The sequence below is a fragment of the Deinococcus aestuarii genome (assembly GCF_018863415.1).
Taxonomy (GTDB): Bacteria; Deinococcota; Deinococci; order Deinococcales; family Deinococcaceae; genus Deinococcus; species Deinococcus aestuarii.
This window is the reverse complement of the sequence record NZ_JAHKSN010000002.1, coordinates 462,526-483,310: the sequence shown is the minus strand read 5'-3', so window position 1 is coordinate 483,310 and position 20,785 is coordinate 462,526. Positions and strand designations below refer to the sequence as shown.

Here is a 20,785-nt window from a genome sequence, read left to right as displayed (position 1 = left end):
TCAGCTTTCAGCCGTCAGCTTACCCTCTGAGGCTTTTCTGGCTGAAAGCTGACCGCTCCCCTACAATGCCCCCCGTGCGCGTCGCCCTGATCGCCGACATCCACGGAAACGCGGACGCCCTGCGCGCCGTCCTGGCCGACATCGACCGTCAGGGGGTGGACCGCATCGTGGTCAACGGCGACGTGGTGAACCGGGGGCCGGACTCCGCCGAGGCGCTGGGGCTGTTGCTGGGCCGGGACGACGTGACCTTTACCCTGGGCAACCACGACGACCTATTGCGGCTGTGGCACACCCGCTCGGAGACGCTGCCGCCCGAGTGGTTTGCCGATCCCTTCTGGGGCGCGACCGAGTGGAGCGCCGGGCAACTCGACCGGGCGGGGCTGCTGGACGTGCCGGGGGAGTGGCCGCTGACCGTCACGCTGCGGGAATCCGGCCTCCCGGAGGTCCTTGTCGCCCACGGCACGCCCGCCCACTACCGCGAGAGCCTGAGCGAGCGGACCGGCGCGGAGCGGGTGCGGGAGCTGGCGGGCGGGGCGGGCGTCCTCGTCGGCTCGCACATCCACAGGCCCGCGCAGGCCGAGCGGGGGGGCGTGCTGGTGCTGAATACCGGCGCGGTGGGAGCCCCGGCCAACGGGGACCGCCGCGCCCAGTATCTCCTGCTGACGGCCACGCCGCGGGGCTGGCAGCCCGAATTCCGCGCCGTCCCCTACGACGTGGAGCCGGTGCTGCGCCGCTTTGAGACGAGCGGGCTGCACGCGGCGGGGGGCCTGAGCGCCGAGATCTTCCGGGACGAGCTGCGCACCGCCCGCAGCCTCTACACCCCCTACTGGATGTGGACGGAGGCGCACGAGTACCCCCGCGACGAGCGCACCTGGGCAGCCTTCCTGCGGCAGCATCCCCTGCACTGACCCCCGGCTCAACAAAAACCGCCCGCGCGGGGCGGACGGCTTTCGCAAGGAGCGGGAAGGCTCAGCGGGTGGGGGGCAGCAGCACGGTGTCGATCACGTACAAGACGCCGTTGCCGGTGTCGATGGAGGCGCCGGGCTCGATGATCGCCGAGGTCGCCGTGTTGCCGATGGTCGTCCGCGTCGCCGAGCGGGTAACCTCCAGCAGGCCCGACTGGGCGCTCGCGATCCGGGAGATGCTGGCGAGCGCTGTGCCCGTCACCCGGCTCGGGGTCACGTGGTAGAGCAGGACCTGCCGCAACCGGACCGGATCGGAGGTGATCGCGCTCAGGTCGCTGGGGGCGAGCTTGAGGAAAGCGTCGTTGGTGGGGGCGAACACGGTGTACTGGCCGCCCGCCAGGGTCTCCGCCAGACCAGCCTGCTGGATCAGCCGGTTGAGGGTCGTGAAGCGGTCGTCACTGCCGATCAGGGTGGCGAGGGTGGCGTCGTTGCGAGCACTCGTCGCCACACTGGAGTTCGGGCCCGTGCCGGGAGAGCTGGAGGGGGTCGCCGCCGGGGGCGGAGTCGTGGCGGTCGCCGTGGTGCCCGTTGCGGTGGTACCGGTCGCCGCCCCTGTCGTTCCGGTGGTGGCGGTGCCGGTCGTCCCCGTGGCCGCGGTGCCGGTCGTCGTACCCGTCGTCGCCGTGGTGGCGGTTTCCGTCGTCGTGGTCCCGCTGGCCGTTCCCGTCGCCGCCGTGGTGCTTGTGCCGGTCCCCATCATGCCGGTCGAGGCCGCCGGGGCACAGGCCATGAGGCCGAGGGCCGTCAACAGCCCCGCCGTCAGGAGGAGAATGGGCCGCTGTCCGCTGTCTTTCCGGGTCACTCCGTCGTGTGCCTGCATGTGCTTCCTCCGGGGGTTCCCCCTCTCGGGGGCGAGCGTGCTCATCGGGATCGCTGGGTCAGGGGCTCGCCCATCGTCAGCGAAGGTCCGCGTTCTGGAGGGGACGATCAGGGGGCGGGCGGGAGGAGCACGGTGTCGATCACGTAGAGGACACCGTTGCCGGTGGTGAGAACGTCACCGGGCTGGACCAGCCCCGTGGTGGTCGCGTTGCCGACCCGGGTGCGCAGCTCCCCGCCGGTGCCCTCGCGCGAGACCGTCAGCACGCCCGACTGGGCGCTCGTAAGCTGCGTGGCGCTCGCCAGCGCGGTGCCGGTCACGCGGGTGGGCACCACGTGGTACAGCAGCACCTGACGCAGCCGGGCAGGGTCGGCGGCCAGGGCGTTCAGGTCACTCGGCGCCAGCTTGAGGAAGGCGTCGTTGGTCGGCGCGAAGATGGTGAAGTCCCCGCCGGAAAGCGTTTCGGTCAGTCCCGCCGCCTGTACCAGCCGCGCGAGCGTCGAGAAGCGGTCGTCGCTGGCGATCAGGGTGGCGAGAGAGGTGGTGTTGCGCGAGGAGGTCGCCACGCTGGAGTTCGGCCCGGTGCCGGGAGCGCTCGAAGGCGTCGCCACCGGAGGCGTGGTCGTGCCCGTGGCCGCGGTGCCGGTCGCCGTGCCCGTCGTCGTGGCGCCGGTGGTCGTGCTGGTGCCCGTGGTCGTCCCGGTGGCGACGGTGCCCGTCGTTCCGGTCGCCGTGGTCCCCGTGGTCGCGGTTCCGGTGGTCCCGGTCGTGGTTGTGCCTGCCGTACCCGTCGTCCCGGTCGTGCCCGTCGTGGCCGTGCCCGCTGCCGCGTCGGTGGTGGTCGTGGCGGCGGTGTCGGTGGCGGCCGGGAGCGTGAAGTTAGGCGGCAACAGCACCTGATTGATCACAAAGATCGTGCCGTTGCTGGCGGTGGTGATCGTCTCGCTGACGGTGGCGGTACCCACCTGCTGGGTGGTGCCGTTCAGGCTCAGGGGCAGGGCGCTGCCCTCGGCGGACGTGAGTTGGGTTGCGCCCGCGAGCTGCTGGGCGGTCTGGCGCCCCGCGACGACGTGGTAGGACAGCACCTGACGCAGCGCCTCAGGGTTGCTGGCGAGTGCGGCCAGCGTGTCGGCGGGCACGGCGGCGAAGGCCTCGTTCGTCGGGGCGAACACGGTGTACTCGCCCGTCGTGAGGGTTTCGGTCAGCCCCGCGTCGCTCAGCAGGTCGCGCAGCGTGCTGAAGCGGTCGTCGGCCACGATCACGTCGTAAAGCGTGTTCGCCTGGGCCGCCTGCGAGGTGTCGGCGCTCGCGGTCGTGTCCGTGGTCGCGGTGCCGGTCGTGGTCGCCGCCGCGTCGGTGGTCGTGGCGTCCGTCGTGGTCGTGGCGGTGCCCGTCGCCGTGGTCCCGCTCGCCGCCGTATCGGTCGTCGTCGTGGTCTCGGTCGCCGTGGTGGTCGTGGTCGCCGCCGCATCGGTGGTCGTCGTGGCCGCGCCGGTCGTGCTCGCGGTCGCGCCACCCAGGGGCCGCGAGGGAATGCTCCTCACGTCGAACCCGGTCACGGCGGCGGGGGCCGTCGCGGCCGGAGTCGTGGTCTCGGTCGCCGTGGCGGCGGGAGCCGACTCGGCTGGGGCCGGGGTGGTCGCGGCCGGGGTGGCAGCGGGCTCCGGGGCCGGAGTCGTGGCCGCAGGCGCGGCGGCGGCCGGGGGCACGAGCACCGCGTCGATCACGTGAACGACGCCGTTGCAGGCATTGATGTCCGCGCGGGTCACGTTCGCGTTGTTGATCCGCACCGTATTGCCCGACACGCTGACCGTCAGGGTGCCGCCCTGCGCGGTGCGGACGCTGCGCACACTCCGGACCTGCTGGGCGGTGACCTTGCCGGGCACCACGTGGTAGAGCAGCACGGCGCGGAGCTGCTCGGGGTCGTTGAGCACCGCCGCGAGCGTGTCGCTGGGCAGCTTGGCGAAGGCCGCGTTCGTCGGCGCGAAGACCGTGTACTGCCCGCTGGAGAGCGTCTCGGCGAGGCCCGCCGCCTGCACCGCCGTCAGCAGCGTGCTGAACTGGGGGTCGTTCGTGATGAGCTGCGCGATGGGCTGGCACGCCGCGCCCGTCGCGGGCCGCGCGGCAGGGGCGCCGCCGCCCCCCGCCAGGGCAGGCGTGGCGAGCAGCAGGCTGAGCGTGATCAGGCTGGTTTGCTTCTTCATGAACTCACCTCTGGATTGAAATGTCCGCTTCCCAATGTTCACCACACTCCCGTGAAAAGCAACTTCGGTAGCGGTTCAGACAGAACACCTAAACGAACTTCCCGCACCGTTTTGCCGAGTCCTCACGCGAGGTTCATGCGCGCCGCTGGCCTCCGGCACCGCCGGGGAAGGGCACAGGAGGAGGGCGGGGAAGCCCGTTCCCTCCCCGCCCTCCCGGCACCCGTCGCCCTACCGACCGAAATACTCGGGCAAGTCGGCCTCGGTGATCAGCACCTCGCGCGGCTTGCTGCCCTGGTGCTTGGAGACGATGCCCATCGCCTCCAGCATGTCCATCAGCTTGCCCGCCCGGGCGTGGCCCACCGAAAGGCGGCGTTGTAGGCGCGAGACGCTGCCCTGCCCCTCCTCAATGCAGATCAACGCGGCCTGGCGCAGGTGGGGGTCGGAAAAGTCCATGTTCGCCTTGTCGGTCGTGGGGCCGCTCGCCGAGACGGTGCCGTCGAAGTCCGCCCCGTACTCCTCCACGAACACGTCGTCGAAGACCTGGCGCCGCAATTCGTCGGTGACGCGTGCCGATTCCACCTCGGAGATGTAGGGGCCCTGGAGACGCAGGGGCTTGATCAATCCGGGCTGGTAGAACAGCATGTCGCCCATGCCGGTCAGCCGCTCGGCGCCCACCGCGTCGAGGATCGTGCGCGAGTCGTGGCTGGAACTCACCGCGAAGGCGACGCGCGCGGGCACGTTCACCTTGATCAGGGAAGTCAGGATGTCCACGCTGGGGCGCTGGGTCGCCAGGACGAGGTGCATCCCCGTCGCGCGCGCCATCTGCGCCAGGCGCATGATCGCCGACTCGACCTCCTTGGGCGAGGTGATCATCAGGTCGGCCAGCTCGTCGATGATGATCACGAGCTGGGGAAGTTCCGGGTCGCCGACCTGGCGCATCTTCGCGTTGTACTGCTCCAAGTTCTTCGCGCCGACCTGACTCATCATCTTGTAGCGCCGCTCCATGTGCGCCACGGCGCCGAGCAGCACGCCCGCCGCGTCCATCGGGTTCGTCACCACGGGCCGCACGAGGTGGGGGATGCCGTCGTAGGGGGTCAGCTCGACCATCTTGGGGTCCACCATCAGGAAGCGCAGCTCGGTCGGCAGGTAGCGGTACAGCAGCGAGGTGATCAACGTGTTCACGCACACCGACTTGCCCGAGCCCGTCGAGCCCGCGATCAATAGGTGCGGCATCTTGGCGAGGTCGCCGACCATCAGCTCGCCGTCGATGCTCTTGCCCAGGATGATCGGGAGCTTGGCGCGCGTGCCCCGGAAGGTGGAGGAAGCTGCCGCCTGGTGGAAGGTCACGGGCTCACGCTCGGTGTTGGGGACCTCCAAGCCGATCACGCTCTTGCCGGGGACCGGGGCCTCGACGCGCACCCCGCCGACCGCCAGCGCCCGGGCGAGGTCGTTCGACAGCGAGGCGATGCGGCTGATCTTCTCGCCGGGGGCGGGCTCGATCTCGTAGCGGGTGACCGTCGGACCCCGCGCGAAGTCCACCACCCTCGCCTGGAGGCCGAAGTGCCGCAGCGTCTGGTCGATCACCGCCGCCCGCTGCCGCGCCGCCACATCGAGCTGCGCCGGGTTCACCGTGCCCACGGGCAGGGGGTCGAGCAGCTCGTGGCCGGGGAGGGCGAGGTCCACCGCCCCCTGCGAGGGGCGGCGGCGTTCGGGCTTGGCGCTCTCCCAGGGGGCGTCGCTCTCCTCCTCCGGCTCCTCCAGCGTGGCCTGGGCGGCGCGGCGGGGGGGGGCGCTCGCCTGCACGCCCGCCCCGCCCAGCAGCGGCTCGGAGGGGCGGGGGGGCATGGCGCCGATGACGGTGGTGGACGGGGGAGGGGAGAGGGGGGCCCGCTGCTTTTCCTCGCTGAGGTTCACCGTGCCCCCCCGCACGGGGGTCTCCCCCGTGAAGTCGAAGTCGAGGGCCGGGGTCTCGGCGGAGCCCACCGCCATCAACTGCACCCGCTCCAGCGCCTCCTCCTGGGCGCGGGCGAGGCGGCCCCGCCACTCCTCCTGGGCCCTCAGGGTGCCGTCGGGGTCCCCGGCCAGCGCCTCGGCGAGGGTGGCGGCGATCTCCGTCGGGGCGCGGTCGAAGGCCGCCGCGAGGTCGGGCCAGCCGGGGTAGTGCCGCTCGCGCTCCCGCCACGCGGTGAAGTCCTCGGCGAGGTCGCGCCACGCCCGCTCGCGCTCGCGGTGCGCGGGAAGTTCACGGGTCAGGGTGGCCGCGTCCGCCTTGGCGAGGGTCTTGAGGGCCGCCTGACGCTCGCGCTCCAGCTTTCCGGCCCGTCCCGCCAGCCGGTGCAGGTCGGCGACCATGTTGCGGCGCAGGCGTTCCAGGGCGCCGCTCGCCAGGGTGCTGGGGAGTTCGATGCTCAGCTCGTGCCTGCCCCCCCGGACCTCGTTCGCCACGGCCTCGGCCTGGGCGCCCGCGTCGGGGGCCTCGCGGGAGACGGCCTCGCGCAGGTCGCGGGCGGCGCCCCGGGCGAAGGTGCCCAGGCTCTCGCGCCACCTTCCCAGCTCGCCCTCCATGCCCTTCAGGCCGGACTCGTCGAGCCCGCGCACCTCGCGGCGGGCCGAGCGGACCTCCTCGTCGAGCGTGCCGAGCTCGCGGGCCTCGGGGTAGAGGCGGCGCAGGGCCTCCACGTCGCGGGCCTGGGCCGCCAGCCCCTGCCGCACGCCCGCCCGCGCCCGCGCCGCCTCGCGCCCCTCCTGCCGGGTCTCGATAACCCCCTGCACCCGGGTGGTCGCGCCGCCCAGCAGCACGCTCAGGCGCCGGAACAGGGCCTTGAGCAGCGTGAGGGGCCGCAGCCGCAGCATGACCTCCAAACCCAGGGTCAGCGTCACGAGCGGGAAGAGGGCCGCCGCGTAGCCCAGGGCGCTGACCAGCGGACCCATCAGCCATGCCGCCCCCTCGCCCGCCGCGCCGGGGGAGAAGACCTCGTGCAGCGCGAGGAGGGAGGCCACCACGACCACCCCGCCGAGCACCCGGCGGGTGAGCCCCTTCAGGTCCCGTCCCAGGAACACCAGCACCCCGTACGCGATGGGCACCACGGGCAGGAGGTAGGCCCCCCACCCCAGCCACCCGGTGAGCGCCGCGTGCGCCTGTGTCATGAACCCGCCCTCCGCGATCTGGGGCAGGGTCAGCGTGACCGCCAGGAAGATTCCCAGCGCGAACAGCACCAGCCCCAGCGCCTCTCCGTCAAAGCGGTTCGCGGGAGGAGCGCTTTTTGCACGAGCCTTCGCCATGGACAGAATTGTAACCCACCGGAGACTTCCCGCCGCCGCGCCCAGCGGGCGTTTTTGGGATCGGAAGCTCTGTGGACCAGGGCACCATCGCCGCGCCCCCGCCCCGGCCCGATAATGCCCGGGTGGCCCTGATCCTCCCCCCGCCGCTCGCGCACGCCCTGTGGGAGCACGCCGGGCGCGAGGCCCCCCGCGAGTGCGTCGGGGCGCTCGGCGGCCACGCCCGAGACGGGGAGGCGGAGGCGGTCGCCCTCTACCCCCTGCCCAACATCGCCGCCGAGCCGGAGCGCAACTACCTCGCCGACCCCGGCCACCTCTTGCGGGCGCTGCGGGCCATGCACGCGGGCGGCCTGACGCTGGTCGCGCTGTACCACAGCCACCCGCGCGGCCCGGCCTCGCCCAGCCCCACCGACCTCCGGCTCGCCGCGTACCCGGTGCCGTACGTCATCGCCGACCTGACGACCCGCACCCTGGCCGCGTACCGGCTGCCGGGGGGGGAGGGGGTGCCGATCCGTGCCGGGCTCTGACCGCGCCGCTCCAGGTATCCACGCCCTGCATGGCTTTATCGGGAGCGGCAAGACCACCTTTGCCCGGCGGCTGGAGCGCACCCTCCCGGGGCTGCGCTTCTCGCCCGACGAGTGGCTGGTCGCCCTGTACGGCCCCGACCTGAACGCCGAGGAGTTCCCGCCCGCTTTCGCCCGGGTGATGGCTGTGATTGAAGCCCAGTGGACGCGCGCCCTCGACCTCGGCGTGCCCGTCATCCTCGACCACGGCTTTTGGGGGCGAGCCGACCGGGACGCCCTGCGCGCGAAGGCCGCCGCGCTCGGGGTGCCCCTCACCCTGTACGCCCTGACCTTGCCTGGCGGGGAGGCTTTGAGGCGGGTGCGGGTGCGGAACGCTCAGCCCGGCGCCCTGCCGATCAGCGACGAGACTTTCCGGACGTTTCGTGCCCGCTTCGAGCCTCTCGACCCGGACGAGGAAGCCGTCTACGTCTCGGATTAGGGCAGCCTGCCCAACCGCTCCAGCAGCAGGCCGAACACCCCCTCGTCATCCACCCCCACGGCGACCTCGGCGTTCACGGGCTGCCGGGTCACCCCGTACAGGTCGCACACCGTCCGCCCGAAGTTCAGGCCCTCCTGAAGCTCGACCCCCACGGACATGGGCTTCATCTCGAACAGCTCCGGGCGCAGCACGGCGGCCACCGCCACGGGGTCGTGGAGGGCGCCGCCGCTCAGGCCGTAGCGCTCGCGGTACACCCCGGCGTAGAAGGTGAGGAGTTCGGCGCTCACAGCCCCCGCCCGGTTGCCCAGCGCGCGCAGGGCGTCCAGGCGATCCGGGGTGGCAATGACCTGCATGGTGACGTTCAGGCCGAACATCCGCAGTGGCACGCCAGAGCCGAGCACGATGTGGACGGCGTGCGGGTCGGCGAGGGCATTGAATTCGGCGGACGGGGTGCGGTTGCCTCCGGCGGTGCTTCCACCCATCCACACGACCTCGCGCAGCAGGCCGGGCAGCTCGGGAGCCAGCCGGAAGGCGAGCGCCACGTTCGTCAGCGGCCCGGTGGCGACGAGCGTGACCTCGCTGGGCCGTTCGCGCGCCGTGCGGACGATGAAGTCCACCGCGTGTTCGGCCTCGGGCGCCCGGAGCGGTTCCGGGAGGTCGGCGGCGGGGAGACCGCTGTCCCCGTGGACCGCCGCCGCCGTCAGGGGGGAACGGACGAGCGGGCGGTCCGCCCCGGCGTACACGGGCACGTCTGCCCCCGCCAGCGCCAGCGTCACCCCGGCGTTGCGGGTGGTGAGGGGCAGGCCGACGTTGCCGTGGACGGTCGTGACGCCCAGGACCCGCACCTCCTCCGGGCTCGCCAGCGCGAGCAGCCAGGCGATGGCGTCGTCGAGGCCGGGGTCGCCGTCGAGGATGACGGGGCAGGGCAGGGCAGGGGCAGAGGTCACCCGCGCATTGTAAGAAGTGAGGCCGCCCGCGCCGCAACACGGACGACCTCCCGGCAGGTTCTTCCCGGCTAAACCGTCAGGTTTCGCAACTCTGCCGCCGCCGCCTCCGGCAGCTTGTCGTTGGCGAACTCGCCCGCCCCCTGCTCGGTCCCGGCGAGGTACTTCATCCGGCCCGGGGCGCGCAGGTAGGGGTAAATCTCGATGTGGAGGGGGAACTCGGGGTGAGGCTCACCTCCCACCGGGCCCTGGTGGACGGTCAGCAGGTACGGCATCCGCACCCCGAAGAGGGCGTCGAGCCGCAGCAGGGCGTCTTTGAGCGTCCGGGCGAAGGCGGCCTTCTCCTCCGCGCTCAGCTCGCTCAGCAGGGCGACGGGGCGGGTGGGCAGCACCCACGTCTCGTAGGTGTAGCGGGCGAAGGGCGGCACGACGCTCAGGGCCGCGCCCTCGTCGTGGAGGACCCGCAGCCCGGCCTCCCGCTCCCCGGCTACGAAGTCGGCGAGCCAGGGGCGCCCGTTCTTCCCCATGTAGCCCTGGGCCGAGTCGAGCAGCCGCGCCTGCACGGGCGGGATGTGGTCGTAGGCGTAAATCTGCCCGTGCGGGTGGTGCAGGGTCACCCCGACCTCGACCCCCCGGTTCTCGAAGGCGAGAACGCTCCTGATCTTGCCCGTCGCCGCGAGGCGGGTGGTGCGGTCGGCCCAGACCTCGATCAGCAGGGTCATCTGCTCGGGCGTCAGGTCGGCGAGGCGGCCTTCCGGGCTCTGGCTGAAAACGACGACCTCGCAGCGGCCCACGCCCGCCCGCACCACCACGTCGGGGACGGGTTCAGGCTCGGGCGCGTCGAGGGTCAGGCTGGGGAAGCGGTTCTCGAAGACGGCGAGGTCGTACACGCCGCGCGGCAGCTCGGTGGGGTGGCCTCCCTCCCGGATCGGGGCGAGCGGGTTGTAGTCGGGCGGGGGCAGGAAGGTGCGGTTGAGGCGGTGGGCGGCGTACATCACCCACTCGGAGCGCAGGGGGTGCCAGCGCATCACCGGGCGGGCCTGCACCGGGTCGCCGGGGGTGGGAATCTCGGACTCGACCCGCACGGGTTCCAGGCCGTAGAGGGTCAGCTCGCGCCCGTCGGGCTTCTCGAAGGCCTCGGCGTGGAAGGTGGGGGAGGGCTGGGTCATGGTCGCTCCGCGTTCATGGGCCTACCCTACCTGCGCCGGGCGGGAATCGTCACTCGGCGGGGTCGGCGTCTCCACGACCTCGAAGCTCACGGGCGCGAGCGTCCGGCCCTCCCACTCCACCGCCTCCGGGTTCCAGTTCTGCACGAGCGTCACGCCCGCCCGGCGGCTGAGGCGCACCCCGTCTGGGAGGTCCACCATCTCGACCCCCGCCTCGGCCAGCACGCCCCGCAGCACGGCGCGGATCAGGGCCTCGGAGTGGGCGCCGATGACGGTCGCGCGGCCCTGCCGGGTGACGGCGGGCAGGCCGTCCTGCGGGCCGCCGACGTAGGTGAACATGGCCTCTGCCCCCGTCAGCCGGTAGCTCTCCGCCCAGGCGTGGGCCTCGAACTCTCCGTCCGGCCCCGCCATTCTCTGCGTCAGGCCGGGCCGCAGCGAGTCGAATTGCAGGAGCCTCACGCCGAGCAGCTCCGTGAGCGGTCCCGGTTGCCCCTGCGCCCACGTCTGCCCGCTCACCGTGCGGAAGCCCGTGCGGGGTCCGCAGACCAGCCGGGCGCCGCCCTCCGTCGCCGTCCACCAGCGGGCCGCCCGTTCCTCGGTCGCCAGCGTGATCGCCGGGGCCACGACGACCGCGTACCCGCTCAGATCCGCGTCCGGGTGCAGGATGTCCACGTCCACCCCGAGGGAACGCAGCGCCCGGTAATACGTCACCGTCTGCGCCCAGTAGCTCAGGCTGGCGCTGTGGGGTTGCACGTCATACAGCCACAGGCTCTCGTAGTCGTGGAGGAGAGCGACCCGGGCAGGCACCTCGCCGACGGGGAAGAGGTTTTGATCGAGCGCCCTCACTTCCTCGTAGCCCCGGTCCGGCGTCTCGTCGTGCCGGAGGAGGCCCGAGTGCAGGACTTCCTGGGCCATCGGGGCAGCCCGCCAGCGGAAGTAGCTCACCACGTCGGCCCCGTGCGCCCACGCCTGGGCCGTCCAAAGGGCAACGGCCCCGTCGGCGGGGAGGGGGTTGAAAGGGGCCCAGTTCACCTGCCCGCACTGCTGCTCCATCACCCAGAAGCCGCTCGGGGTGCCCTCGCCCTCGCGGCCCAGCCTTCCCGCTCCCCTCAGCAGCCCCCGGTAGACGTCGTGGTTCCACCCCACCAGATCGGGGTGCCCGGTGCGGGCGAAGCGGAGTTTGGCGTCCTCGCCCACCATGCGCCCCGCGAAGAATTCCAGCATCCCGGTCGGGTAGTTGTCCCAGGTGGCGAAGTCGAGCCCCCGCGCCACGTCATAGTGGTCGAAGCCGCTCTCGAAGATCATGAAGTTGTGGGTGACGAAGCGCCCCGGCGAGCGTTCGCGCAAAATCTCGACCTGCTCTCGCTGGAAGCTGGCGATCTGGTCGGAGGCGAAGCGGAAGAAATCGAGGATGTGGGCGGGGTTCGCCTCCGTCACGGTCAGGATGGGTGGCTTCATCTGCGCCCAGTCGTCGTACTCCATGCTCCAGAAGACGTTGCCCCACGCCTCGTTCAGCGCCTCCAGCGTGCCGTACCTCTCCCGCAGCCAGCCGGGAAAGGCCGCCGCGCTCGCCCCGCCGTAGCTCCTCCCGGTGTTGTGGCAGGCGAACTCGTTGTCGGTCTGCCAGCCGACGACCGCCGGGTGGTTGCCGTACCGCTCCGCGATGGCCCGGGTGATGCGCCGCGAGTGTTCCCGGTACACGGGCGAGGCGAAGTCGTAGTGCCGCCGTGAGCCGAACTCCCGGACCCGGCCCTCCTCGTCGTACGGCAGGATTTCGGGGTGCGACCGGATCAGCCACGCGGGCGGGGTCGCGGTCGGGGTACACAGCACCACCCGCAGTCCGGCGGCGTGGTACGCCTCCACCGCCTCGTCCAGCCACGCCCAGTCGAACTCGCCGGGGCGGGGCTCGATGCGGCTCCAGGCGAACTCGGCGAGGCGCACGAAGGTCAGGCCGAGGTCGCGCTGCTGCCGGGCGTACGTCTCCCAGCGGTCACGCGGCACATGCTCGGGGTAGTCGCACGAGCCCAGCAGGAGGTGAGGGGGGGTGGAGGCGACGGGTGGGGTCATGGTGGGGTCCTGTCGGGAGAGGGGCGGGAGAACGAAGGAAGACCCGTGACGGCAACCATCGTGAGGGACCTCACCATCTTCCTTCTTTGCGGGGAGCTTAGGGGGATAGGCGGCGGAGCGTCAATTGGGCGCCGTGAACCCCGCTTCACGCCCGGCACACGCGGCCCCCCTCGGGCACGCCTACGCTTCCCCCCATGACCGGACGCAGCGACGACGAGCAGATGGGCGCGGGCGCCCCCCAGGCCCAGCGCAGCACCGATTCCGAGAGCGCCACGAAGTCCCCCACCCCCCAGTCCGGCGTCGTGCAGGACAGCCCCGGCACGACGGAGCTGAGCATGGAGGAGGCGGGCCTCATCGACGGGCAGGGCAACAACGTCGGCGACGACGACGTGGGCACGGGCGGCGGCTGAACGGCGAGCAGAAACAAGAACGCCCCACCCCATTGCCGGGGTGGGGCGTTCTTATCGCCCTGGGGCGGGGCTCACAAGACCCGTCACCCTGAGCGGAGGGTCCCCCAGTTCGGGGATGCTCCGCTCGCGCTCTGCTGCGCAGCCCTGCAAGTCGGCAGGACGACATTTTTGCGCTTTGCCCTAAAAGCTGGCGTCTGGAAGCTGGCCGCTGGCAGCCCCCGCCTCAGCGCACGTCCACGAGTTCCACGTCGAAGATCAGGGTGGAGTTCGGCGGGATCACGCCTGGAACGCCCGCCGCCCCGTACCCGAGGTGCGGGGGAATAGTCAGCCGCGCCTTGTCCCCCACCCGGAGCTGCGCGATGCCCTGATCCCAGCCGGGGATGACGTAGCCGACGCCGAGCGGGAACTCGATGGGCTCACCCCGGTCGCGGCTGGAGTCGAACTTGCGCCCGTCGGGCAGCGTGCCCGTGTAGTGGACGCGGACGGTCTTGCCCGGTGAGGCGGGCGTGCCGTTGCCCTCCTGGTACTTCTCGACGATCAGTTCCTGCTGGGTCATGCCGACCAGCGTAAGCCCCCACCCTCCCCCCGTCCCGGACTCTGAAGCGGGCGTGAAGGAGGGTGACTGCCGCCCCGTCCCCCTGTCGGCCCCGCTGCTAGGATGCCCCGCGTGACGCCCGTTCCCTCCCGCCGGTCCCCGGGCGGCGATCTGCTCGGTGAGTTGCGGGCCTTCTGGCGGGTCTGGGTGCTCGGAGCGCTGCTGCCGGTGTGGGTCTTCACGACCTTCGTGGCGACCTTTGCCCGGGTGGACGGCGACAGCATGAACCCGACCCTGCGCGACGGCGACCTGCTCCTGCTCCTCAAGTACCCGCGCTGGCTGGAGGCCTGGGGCCTGCCCACGTCTTACCCACAGCGCGGCGACCTCCTCATCTTCAAGGCTCCGGCGGACAGCCCCTACAGCTACGAAACGGTGTGGGGCATCCGGCACCGCCCCTACAACATCAAGCGCGTGCTGGGCCTGCCCGGCGATAGGGTCGCCATCACGGACGGGCAGGTGGTCGTGAACGGGCAAGCAGTAGCCGAGAGTTACGTCAACGACGGCGTGCTCTCCGATCAGCCCGCCCTGCGCGTGCCGCCCGGCAGGGTGTGGGTGCTGGGCGACAACCGCCTCATCGGCGAGAGTCTGGATTCCCGCGCCTACGGCCCCGTCTCGCTCACCGACGCCGCCGGACCCGTCAACCTGCGGCTGTGGCCGAATCCCGGGCTGGTGCACCGCTGAGGCCTGAGAGCGTCCCACACAAGAACGCTGTCACCAACATGCCGGACGAGACCCTTCACGGCCTTCAGGGTGACACTTCTTCCGCAACCGCTTCAGGCCTCCACGCCCGGCAGCCGCTCCCCGGCGGGCACGGGCTGGTCCACCCAGTTCTCGCGCGGGGGCAGCGGACAGGTCCAGCCCTCCCCGTAGGCGCAGTACGGGTGATAGGCGAGGTTGAAGTCGAGATGGACGAGCATTCCCTCACCCTCCGGCGCCCGGACGAGCGGCGCGTCGAGGTAGCGCCCGGCCCCGTACGTCTCCGGCCCGCTCGTCGCGTCGCGGAAGGGGACGAAGACCCGCTCCGGGAAGTTCTCGCCGGGAGGGGCGTAGAGGGTGAAGGTGTGCGGCCCGCCGGGCAGGTCCGCCGTCGCCGTGCCGAAGCGGGCCATGACGCGCGTCTCGCCCGTGTTCGTGCCGAGGGTGACCTCGGCGCCGTCGGCCCGCAGGGCCGGAGCGGTGAGGGCCCAGGCCGGGTCGGGCGGATAGTAGCTCAGGCCCCGGAAGCCCGCCAGCTCCGCCCCCGTGATCGGCCCACGCCCCGAGGCGAAGTGCTCGTCCTTGCGGCGGCGGAAGTCGGCCAGCGCCCGCGCGTGCGCCTCCCCCGCCGTCACCAGTCCACCCGCACGCGCTCACCCGCGTACTCCACGATGTCCCCGCGCCGCAGCTTCTTGCGCCGCCGCGTCTCGATGGCGCCGTTGAGCCGCACCTCGCCGCCCTGCACCCGGAACTTCGCCTCGCCGCCCGTCTCGACCATGCCGCGCAGCTTGAGGAAGTCCTGGAGATCGATGGTGTCGCGCTCCTCGGGGGCGGGCCGTGCGTCGTCGTTCATGGGGAAAGGGTAGCAGGGGGTGGGTCAGGGCGTGGGCTCCGGCGCGAGGGAGACGGTCGCGCCGACCCACTCTTGAGGAGAAGTGTCGGGGGTCCAATCACGAATGAGAAAGGCCAGGGATGGTTCCGGTTCCGGAGGAAATCTTCGTGGGTACTGGGGATAGCCAGCGATGTGGCAAGCCTCCGGTGAAGTGCCCGGTCTCATGATGCTCAAGCCGTCACCCACACGAAGCTCCCCCGACCATTGCCTGACCTTGACGGCCAGCACCCAACCCCGCCCCGTGATGAGAAAGGCGGCTTCCAGCACCCCTTCGAACCTTCGCTCCTCCGTCAGGGCTTGTACTGCGACGCGAACAGCCGCACGTCCGCGTCGTCCACCCGGCGGTCCTGGTTGAGGTCGCCCACCGTCGCGCCCGTCTTGCCGTAGTTGTTCATCAACAGGGCGAGGTCGGTGAGGTCGATCTTTCCGTCGCCGTTGAGGTCGGCGCCGCTCAGGCGGGTGCGGGCGGCGTCGGGCGTCCACGCACTCAGCCCGAATTCGTCGGTGAGGGCCGAGCGGATCGCCTGCGCCAGCGGCAGCGGCCCCTGCGGGTTGAGTTCGATGCGGCGCACGCCCCCCACGCTGACGGTGCGGGCCACCACGTCCGGGTTGAAGGCCACCCCGGCGGTCGGGCCGCTGCCCCCCACGGTGATGAGGGGACCGCCGCTGGTGTCGAGCGTGACGGGGCTCTCCCGGGTGCTCAGCGCCGCGAGCGCGTCCTGCACGGCCTTGGTGAGTTCGGCGCCCTGGGGCCGCAGCTTGACGGAGGCGGCCTGCACCCCCCCGGCGGCGAGGGCGAGGGCCAGCAGCAGCGCGTGTCTCATCTCCCCTCCCGGGCGGCACGCAGGGCGTCACGGAAACGGGCCGGGTCGCTGGGAATGGCGTTCGGGTCGTTCACGGGGGGAGTGGTGGCCGCGGGCGAGGTGGCGCCGGAAGCCGGGGTGGTCGTCGTCGGCGTGCTGCCAGCGGTGGAGTTGGGGGTAGTCGCGCCCGGAGCGGAGACAGTCGCGGAAGGGGTGGTGCCCGTCGCCGTGCTGGAAGTTGTCGCGCCGCCCGCCGTGGGACTGGCTGCGCCAGGGGTGGTCGTCGAGGATGTAGTACCGGGTGTCGTGGCCGTCGCGGTGCCGGAGGTGGACGTGCCGGGCGCTGTGGTCGCCGTGCCGGAAGCAGCAGGCGTCGTGCTGGAGGCGGTGGTTGGGGTGCCGCCCGTCGTGGAGGTCACGGAGCCGGGTGCCGTGGGTGAGGTCGCCGTACCCGTGCTGGAGGTCGGGGTGCCGCCCACCGTGGAAGGCGTCGTCCCTGCACCGGATGTGGTCGTCGCAGAGCCGGATGGCGTGGTGCTAGAGGCCGTCGAAGCCCCGGTGCCCGTGCCCTCTGCCTCGCCGGACCGCGTGACCCTGCCGTTCACAATTGGGTAGACGCCCTGCGCGAAGCCCACGATGGGATTGTCCATCCACCTGCTGTAGAGGAGCAGGAAGGCCTCCTGCCCGGCGCGCAACTCGGGCACATCCTCCAACCCCGAGAGCACGTACAGCACGGGCCGGCCCTCCCGCTGCGGCAGGGTGGCGGGGTCCCCGGCGACGGTCTCGGTCACCGTCAGGGGGTAGGTGACCCAGGTCGCCTCGCCTTCGGTCACGTTGGTGGGCGTACCGAGGGTGGCGCGCACGATCACGTCTGCCTTCCGCGCCTGCTGGGTCAGGGTCAGGGTGGGGGCGGTCGTCGCGTGGGCGGTGAGCGGTGCGGCCCCCAGCGCGAGGGCGGCGAGCAGGGTCAGGGCACGCCTCACGGCTGGCCCCCGCTCTGGGACGTGCCGGGGCTCGTCGTGGTCGAGGTGCCCGGCGTGGTCTGGGTCCCGGTCGAGGTGGACGTGGAGGTCCCGCTGGTGCCGGGCGTGGTCGTCGTGCCCGTGGAGGGGGCGGCGCCCGGAGCCGGAGCCGTCCCGCCCGAGGTGGCGAGCACCTTGCCCGTGCCGTCACGTGCCTCGAAGGCGAAGCGGCCCGCGTCGAGGGTCACGGCCCTGGGCGGCTTCACGCTCACCAAGGCCACCCGCGCTCCGCTCCGCGGCACGTTCTTGAACCCCACGTCCACGGTCAGGGTACGGCCCGACTGCTTCCAGAACAGGACGCCGCCGCCCTCGGCGGGTTGCACGCGGGTGACGGCCACGCCCTCGGGCAGGTCCCACGTCATCCGCGCGGCCCGCACCGTGCGCGGCGCCGTGATGTTGAGCGGGATGCGCGTCTCGCCGCGAATCTCCCCGCCCGGAAGCTGGGGTTTCAGGGCCAGCGGGGGCAGCTCGCCGATGTTCAGGGTGTACGTCTGGACCTTGGTGCTGAGGTTGGCGTCCGCCGCCTCCACCGCGAAGGTGTACGTCCCCGCCTTCGTCGGCGTGCCGCCCAGGCGCCCGCCGCGCAGGGTGAGACCGGGGGGCAGTGTCCCCGAGCCCACCCGCAGCGAGTACGGCCCCGCCCCGCCCGCCACGCCCACCGGGGCGTCGTAGGTCTCGGCGAGGTACGCGACGGGCAGGCTGGTCGTCGTGAAGTAGAGGGGATCACTCGTACTCGACGTGCCGGTGGTCGTCGAGGTGGAGGTCGTGCTGCCGCAGGCGACGAGCAGCATCCCACTCGTCAGCAGCGCGCACGCGGGCAGGGCCCGGCGGAGGGCGAGCTGTCTCATGGCGGGTAGTGTAGCGGCCTTTCATGAGCCTCCCGGCGCGGCGATGGGTGGGGGGGTGGGGACCCCCGCTCCTTCGTGCCGTCCGCGCTGTCTGTGGGATGGACGGGCGGTAAACTTCCCCGCATGACAACCGGAACCTTGCCCGCCCTCCCCACTCCCGGCGAGCGGCTGGGGCGCTTCGTGGTGGAACGGGTGGAAAATCTACCCGAGATGCAGGGCACCCTCGTGCTGCTGCGGCATGAGTTGGGCGCCCGCCACGCCCACGTGGCCCGCGACGACGACAACCTCGCCTTCGGGGTGACCTTTCCCACCGTGCCGAAAGACTCGACCGGCGTGGCGCACATCCTCGAACACGTCGTGCTGATGGGGTCTCAGCGCTACCCGGTGCCCGACCCCTTCTTCGCCATGATCCCGCGCTCGCTGAACACCTTCATGAACGCGATGACGGCGAGCGACTGGACGACCTACCCCTTCTCCACCCGCAACGAGCAGGACTTCTACAACCTCCTCTCCGTCTACCTCGACGCCACCTTCTTCCCCCTGCTGCGGTACGAGAGCTTCCGTCAGGACGGCCACCGCTTCGAGTTCGACACGCCCGACGACCCGAGTACGCCGCTGCGGCTCCAGGGCGTCGTCTACAACGAGATGAAGGGGGCGATGGCGGCCCCCGGCTCGGTGATGTACCGCGCATTCGGCAAGGCGCTCTACCCCGACCTCACCTACGCGAACAACTCCGGCGGCTCGCCCGAGGACATCCCGGACCTCACCTACGAGGGCCTGCGGAATTTCCACGCGGCGCACTACCACCCCAGCAACGCCTTTTTCTACACGTATGGGCGGGTGGACCTCCGCCGGGTGCTGGACGAGATCGAGACGCACGTCCTGTCGCGCTTCTCGCCGCAGACCCTCGACGTGAGCATCCCCGACCAGCCCGCCTTCGAGGGGCCGCGCCGGGTGGACGTAACCTACCCCGGCACCGACGTGGAGCGCGGCGGTCAGGTCAGCGTGGCCTGGAAGCTCGGCCACTCGACCGACCCCGACCTCAACCTGCGCTGGAGCGTTCTTTCGGACGTGTTGCTCGGCAACCCCGCCGCTCCCCTCACCCGCCCGCTGATCGAGTCGGGGCTGGGAAGCGCCCTGGCCGACCTCTCCGGTTACCGCGACAACTTCCGGGAGGGGGCCTTCGCGGTCGGTCTCAAGGGGGTGGGCGCCGGGAAGGCGGGCGAGGTGCAGTCGCTCGTGCTCGACACGCTGACGGGCATCGTGCGGGACGGCATCGACCCCGCGCTGATCGAGAGCAGCCTCCACCAGTTCGAGATCGGGCAGCGGGAGGTGTCGAACGCCGGGACCCCCTACGGCCTGCAAGTCATGTTCCGCCTTCTGGGGCCTTGGCTCTACGGCGGCGACCCGGTGACCGGACTGCGGCTGGACGCCGAGCTGGAGAGCCTGCGGACGGACCTCGCCCAGGGGCGCGTGTTCGAGACGATGATCCAGCAGGGGCTCCTCGACAACCCCCACCGCGTGACCCTCGTCCTCGCGCCCGACCCCGACCTCGCCGCGCGCACCGAGCAGGCCGAGCGCGAACTCGTGGGGCGGCTGAGCGCGGGCTTCACCGAGGAGGACCGCGCCCGCATCGTCCGCGAGAGTCTGCAACTCCAGTCCCTCCAGGCGCAGGAGAGCGACCCGAACGTGCTTCCCACCCTGGGCCTGTCCGACGTGCCGCCCACCGTCGCCCGCCCGCCGTACACGACCGAGGAGCAGGGTCGAGCCTTGGTCGGTCGTGTGCCGCAGCCCACCGGGGGCCTGACCTACCTCGACGTGCAGGTGCGCTTGCCCGACCTTCCCGACGATCTGCTGGACACCCTGCCCCTGTACGCCTTCGCGGTCACCCGCAGCGGGGCCGCGGGCCAGGACTACGTGACCCTCGCGCGGCGCATCGAGGCCGTCACGGGCGGGATCAGCGCGAGTGTCGGCGTGGGCGGCAAGCCGGACAGCCTCGACGACCTGCGCCTCTCGCTGACCTTCAGCGGCAAGGCTCTGGCCCGCAACGGGGACGCGCTCGCCCTCGTCCTCCGCGACGTGATCGCCGCCCCCGAGTTCGACCGCGAGCGGCTGACGCAACTCCTCAAGCAGCGCCTCGCCGGGCTCAAGGCCAGCGTGGTCAACGCGGGCAGCGCCTACGCCGAACGCCTGGCGAGCGCGCAGGTCAGCCCCGCCGGGAGCATCGAGGAGCGTCTGAGCGGCCTGACCGCCCTCGTCACCCTGAAGCAGATCGTCGAGGGGGACGAGGTAGACGCGCTGCTCGAACGCTTCGCCCGCCTCCGCGAGCTGATCCTGGCCGGGAAGCCGTTGCTCTGCCTCACCGCGACAGAGACGGACCTCGGGCTCGACCTGACGGCGGTGACGGGCGAGTTCGGGGGAGACGCCCCGGTCGGCCACCCCGCGCCCAGCCTCCTCTCTGGCGGTCCCCAGGCGCGCACGGCGGACTCCCCGGTCGCCTTCAACGCGGTCGCCTTCCGGACGGTGCCGTACACGCACCCGGACAGCCCGGCGCTGCTCGTCCTCTCCCGGCTGCTGCGGAGCGAGTATCTGCTCAAGGAAATCCGCGAGAAGGGCGGCGCGTACGGCGGCGGGGCGGGCTTCGACGCGCGGGGCGGCGTGTTCACCATGTCGAGCTACCGCGACCCCCACATCACCCGCACGTACGAGGTCTTCCGGGACGCCCGGCCGTTCCTCGACACGGAACTCGGCGAGCGCGAGGTCACGGAGGCGATCCTGGGGGCCAGCAAGACCCTCGACCCCCTGACGAGCCCGGACACCGTGGGCCGCCTGCGCTTCTACGGCGACCAGGCCGGGTACACCCCCGAGGTGCAGGAGGCGTACAAGACTCGGCTGCTGCGGGTGACCCTGGACGACCTGAAGCGCGCGATGGACGCGCATCTCACGCCTGAGAACGCCGGGTACGCCCTCGTCGCGGGTCACGACCCGAACCCCGAGACGGAGGCGCTGGGGCTGCACTTCGAGGTGCGGGGCGTGTAGCTCGTGGCCTGTCGCTTGTAGAAAGAGAAGGGTGAG

The 20,785-nt window shown here is 71.8% G+C and carries 18 protein-coding genes; 6 read left to right on the top strand and 12 right to left on the bottom strand.

Annotation, left to right across the window (positions count from 1 at the left end):
- The first annotated feature begins 65 nt into the window (after window positions 1-65).
- Window positions 66-908, top strand: coding sequence for a metallophosphoesterase family protein (locus IC605_RS05530; protein ID WP_216320059.1), 843 nt, complete (start codon window positions 66-68; stop codon window positions 906-908).
- A 61-nt stretch (window positions 909-969) separates the two neighbouring features.
- On the opposite strand, the gene IC605_RS05525 is transcribed toward IC605_RS05530, so the two are convergent.
- From IC605_RS05525 to IC605_RS05515, 3 genes are all read right to left on the bottom strand, one after another.
- Window positions 970-1,785 (bottom strand): fasciclin domain-containing protein, encoded by an 816-nt coding sequence (locus IC605_RS05525; RefSeq protein WP_216320056.1) that lies wholly within the window; start codon window positions 1,783-1,785, stop codon window positions 970-972.
- 107 nt (window positions 1,786-1,892) lie between these two features.
- A complete protein-coding gene (locus tag IC605_RS05520) occupies window positions 1,893-3,986 on the bottom strand; it encodes a fasciclin domain-containing protein (protein WP_216320053.1) in 2,094 nt (697 codons plus the stop codon).
- Between the two features lie 228 nt (window positions 3,987-4,214).
- Window positions 4,215-7,268: a DNA translocase FtsK gene (locus tag IC605_RS05515; RefSeq protein WP_216320051.1), complete on the bottom strand. Its 3,054-nt coding sequence runs from the start codon at window positions 7,266-7,268 to the stop codon at window positions 4,215-4,217.
- 71 nt (window positions 7,269-7,339) lie between these two features.
- Here IC605_RS05515 and IC605_RS05510 point away from each other — a divergent pair, with 71 nt between their 5' ends.
- Together IC605_RS05510 and IC605_RS05505 are read left to right on the top strand one after the other, a co-directional pair.
- Window positions 7,340-7,792 carry a M67 family metallopeptidase gene (locus IC605_RS05510; protein WP_425514219.1) on the top strand — a complete coding sequence of 151 codons (453 nt, stop codon included), beginning with the start codon at window positions 7,340-7,342 and terminating at the stop codon, window positions 7,790-7,792.
- Window positions 7,779-8,267 (top strand): P-loop nucleotide/nucleoside kinase family protein, encoded by a 489-nt coding sequence (locus tag IC605_RS05505; RefSeq protein ID WP_216320048.1) that lies wholly within the window; start codon window positions 7,779-7,781, stop codon window positions 8,265-8,267. Before IC605_RS05510 ends, IC605_RS05505 begins: the two co-directional genes overlap by 14 nt.
- On the opposite strand, the gene IC605_RS05500 is transcribed toward IC605_RS05505, so the two are convergent.
- The 3 genes from IC605_RS05500 to IC605_RS05490 all read right to left on the bottom strand — a co-directional run bounded on the left by IC605_RS05500 (window position 8,264) and on the right by IC605_RS05490 (window position 12,444).
- Entirely contained in the window at window positions 8,264-9,214 is a 951-nt protein-coding gene (locus tag IC605_RS05500) for a nucleoside hydrolase (RefSeq protein ID WP_343216513.1), read from the bottom strand. The genes IC605_RS05505 and IC605_RS05500 overlap by 4 nt on opposite strands.
- Window positions 9,215-9,282: 68 nt before the next feature.
- A complete protein-coding gene (gene galT, locus IC605_RS05495) occupies window positions 9,283-10,380 on the bottom strand; it encodes a galactose-1-phosphate uridylyltransferase (protein ID WP_216320045.1) in 1,098 nt (365 codons plus the stop codon).
- A 21-nt stretch (window positions 10,381-10,401) separates the two neighbouring features.
- Window positions 10,402-12,444, bottom strand: coding sequence for a beta-galactosidase (locus IC605_RS05490; RefSeq protein WP_216320042.1), 2,043 nt, complete (start codon window positions 12,442-12,444; stop codon window positions 10,402-10,404).
- A 194-nt stretch (window positions 12,445-12,638) separates the two neighbouring features.
- Between IC605_RS05490 and IC605_RS05485 the strand changes: the two genes are divergently transcribed.
- A complete protein-coding gene (locus IC605_RS05485) occupies window positions 12,639-12,854 on the top strand; it encodes a hypothetical protein (protein ID WP_102127698.1) in 216 nt (71 codons plus the stop codon).
- A gap of 223 nt (window positions 12,855-13,077) precedes the next feature.
- Here IC605_RS05485 and IC605_RS05480 read toward each other — a convergent pair whose 3' ends face one another.
- On the bottom strand, window positions 13,078-13,410 hold the full coding sequence (locus IC605_RS05480) for an FKBP-type peptidyl-prolyl cis-trans isomerase (protein WP_216320039.1): 333 nt from the start codon (window positions 13,408-13,410) through the stop codon (window positions 13,078-13,080).
- Window positions 13,411-13,512: 102 nt separating this feature from the next.
- Between IC605_RS05480 and lepB the strand changes: the two genes are divergently transcribed.
- On the top strand, window positions 13,513-14,130 hold the full coding sequence (gene lepB / locus IC605_RS05475; protein ID WP_216320035.1) for a signal peptidase I: 618 nt from the start codon (window positions 13,513-13,515) through the stop codon (window positions 14,128-14,130).
- Between the two features lie 92 nt (window positions 14,131-14,222).
- Here the strand turns inward: lepB and IC605_RS05470 are convergent, their stop codons facing one another.
- The 5 genes from IC605_RS05470 to IC605_RS05450 form a co-directional block, all read right to left on the bottom strand.
- A complete protein-coding gene (locus IC605_RS05470) occupies window positions 14,223-14,783 on the bottom strand; it encodes a DUF1684 domain-containing protein (protein ID WP_216320337.1) in 561 nt (186 codons plus the stop codon).
- Complete coding sequence (locus IC605_RS05465; protein ID WP_216320032.1) at window positions 14,777-14,998, bottom strand: RNA-binding S4 domain-containing protein; 222 nt, start codon at window positions 14,996-14,998, stop codon at window positions 14,777-14,779. Before IC605_RS05465 ends, IC605_RS05470 begins: the two co-directional genes overlap by 7 nt.
- Before the next feature lie 329 nt (window positions 14,999-15,327).
- A complete protein-coding gene (locus IC605_RS05460) occupies window positions 15,328-15,861 on the bottom strand; it encodes a hypothetical protein (protein ID WP_216320029.1) in 534 nt (177 codons plus the stop codon).
- Entirely contained in the window at window positions 15,858-16,823 is a 966-nt protein-coding gene (locus tag IC605_RS05455) for a hypothetical protein (protein ID WP_216320026.1), read from the bottom strand. The genes IC605_RS05460 and IC605_RS05455 overlap by 4 nt, the downstream gene beginning before the upstream one ends.
- Window positions 16,820-17,710 carry an Ig domain-containing protein gene (locus IC605_RS05450; protein WP_246580385.1) on the bottom strand — a complete coding sequence of 297 codons (891 nt, stop codon included), beginning with the start codon at window positions 17,708-17,710 and terminating at the stop codon, window positions 16,820-16,822. The genes IC605_RS05455 and IC605_RS05450 overlap by 4 nt, the downstream gene beginning before the upstream one ends.
- 123 nt (window positions 17,711-17,833) lie before the next feature.
- Here IC605_RS05450 and IC605_RS05445 point away from each other — a divergent pair, with 123 nt between their 5' ends.
- Window positions 17,834-20,749, top strand: coding sequence for an insulinase family protein (locus IC605_RS05445; protein WP_216320023.1), 2,916 nt, complete (start codon window positions 17,834-17,836; stop codon window positions 20,747-20,749).
- Window positions 20,750-20,785: the final 36 nt, after the last annotated feature.

Bases quoted from the DNA above. Each gene is read 5' to 3' on its own strand.
- IC605_RS05530 (WP_216320059.1), top strand. From the start codon at position 66: ATGCCCCCCGTGCGCGTCGCCCTGATCGCCGACATCCACGGAAACGCG.
- IC605_RS05525 (WP_216320056.1), bottom strand. From the start codon at position 1,785: ATGCAGGCACACGACGGAGTGACCCGGAAAGACAGCGGACAGCGGCCC.
- IC605_RS05520 (WP_216320053.1), bottom strand. From the start codon at position 3,986: ATGAAGAAGCAAACCAGCCTGATCACGCTCAGCCTGCTGCTCGCCACG.
- IC605_RS05515 (WP_216320051.1), bottom strand. From the start codon at position 7,268: ATGGCGAAGGCTCGTGCAAAAAGCGCTCCTCCCGCGAACCGCTTTGAC.
- galT (WP_216320045.1), bottom strand. From the start codon at position 10,380: ATGACCCAGCCCTCCCCCACCTTCCACGCCGAGGCCTTCGAGAAGCCC.
- IC605_RS05490 (WP_216320042.1), bottom strand. From the start codon at position 12,444: ATGACCCCACCCGTCGCCTCCACCCCCCCTCACCTCCTGCTGGGCTCG.
- IC605_RS05485 (WP_102127698.1), top strand. From the start codon at position 12,639: ATGACCGGACGCAGCGACGACGAGCAGATGGGCGCGGGCGCCCCCCAG.
- IC605_RS05480 (WP_216320039.1), bottom strand. From the start codon at position 13,410: ATGACCCAGCAGGAACTGATCGTCGAGAAGTACCAGGAGGGCAACGGC.
- lepB (WP_216320035.1), top strand. From the start codon at position 13,513: ATGCCCCGCGTGACGCCCGTTCCCTCCCGCCGGTCCCCGGGCGGCGAT.
- IC605_RS05465 (WP_216320032.1), bottom strand. From the start codon at position 14,998: ATGAACGACGACGCACGGCCCGCCCCCGAGGAGCGCGACACCATCGAT.
- IC605_RS05460 (WP_216320029.1), bottom strand. From the start codon at position 15,861: ATGAGACACGCGCTGCTGCTGGCCCTCGCCCTCGCCGCCGGGGGGGTG.
- IC605_RS05450 (WP_246580385.1), bottom strand. From the start codon at position 17,710: ATGAGACAGCTCGCCCTCCGCCGGGCCCTGCCCGCGTGCGCGCTGCTG.
- IC605_RS05445 (WP_216320023.1), top strand. From the start codon at position 17,834: ATGACAACCGGAACCTTGCCCGCCCTCCCCACTCCCGGCGAGCGGCTG.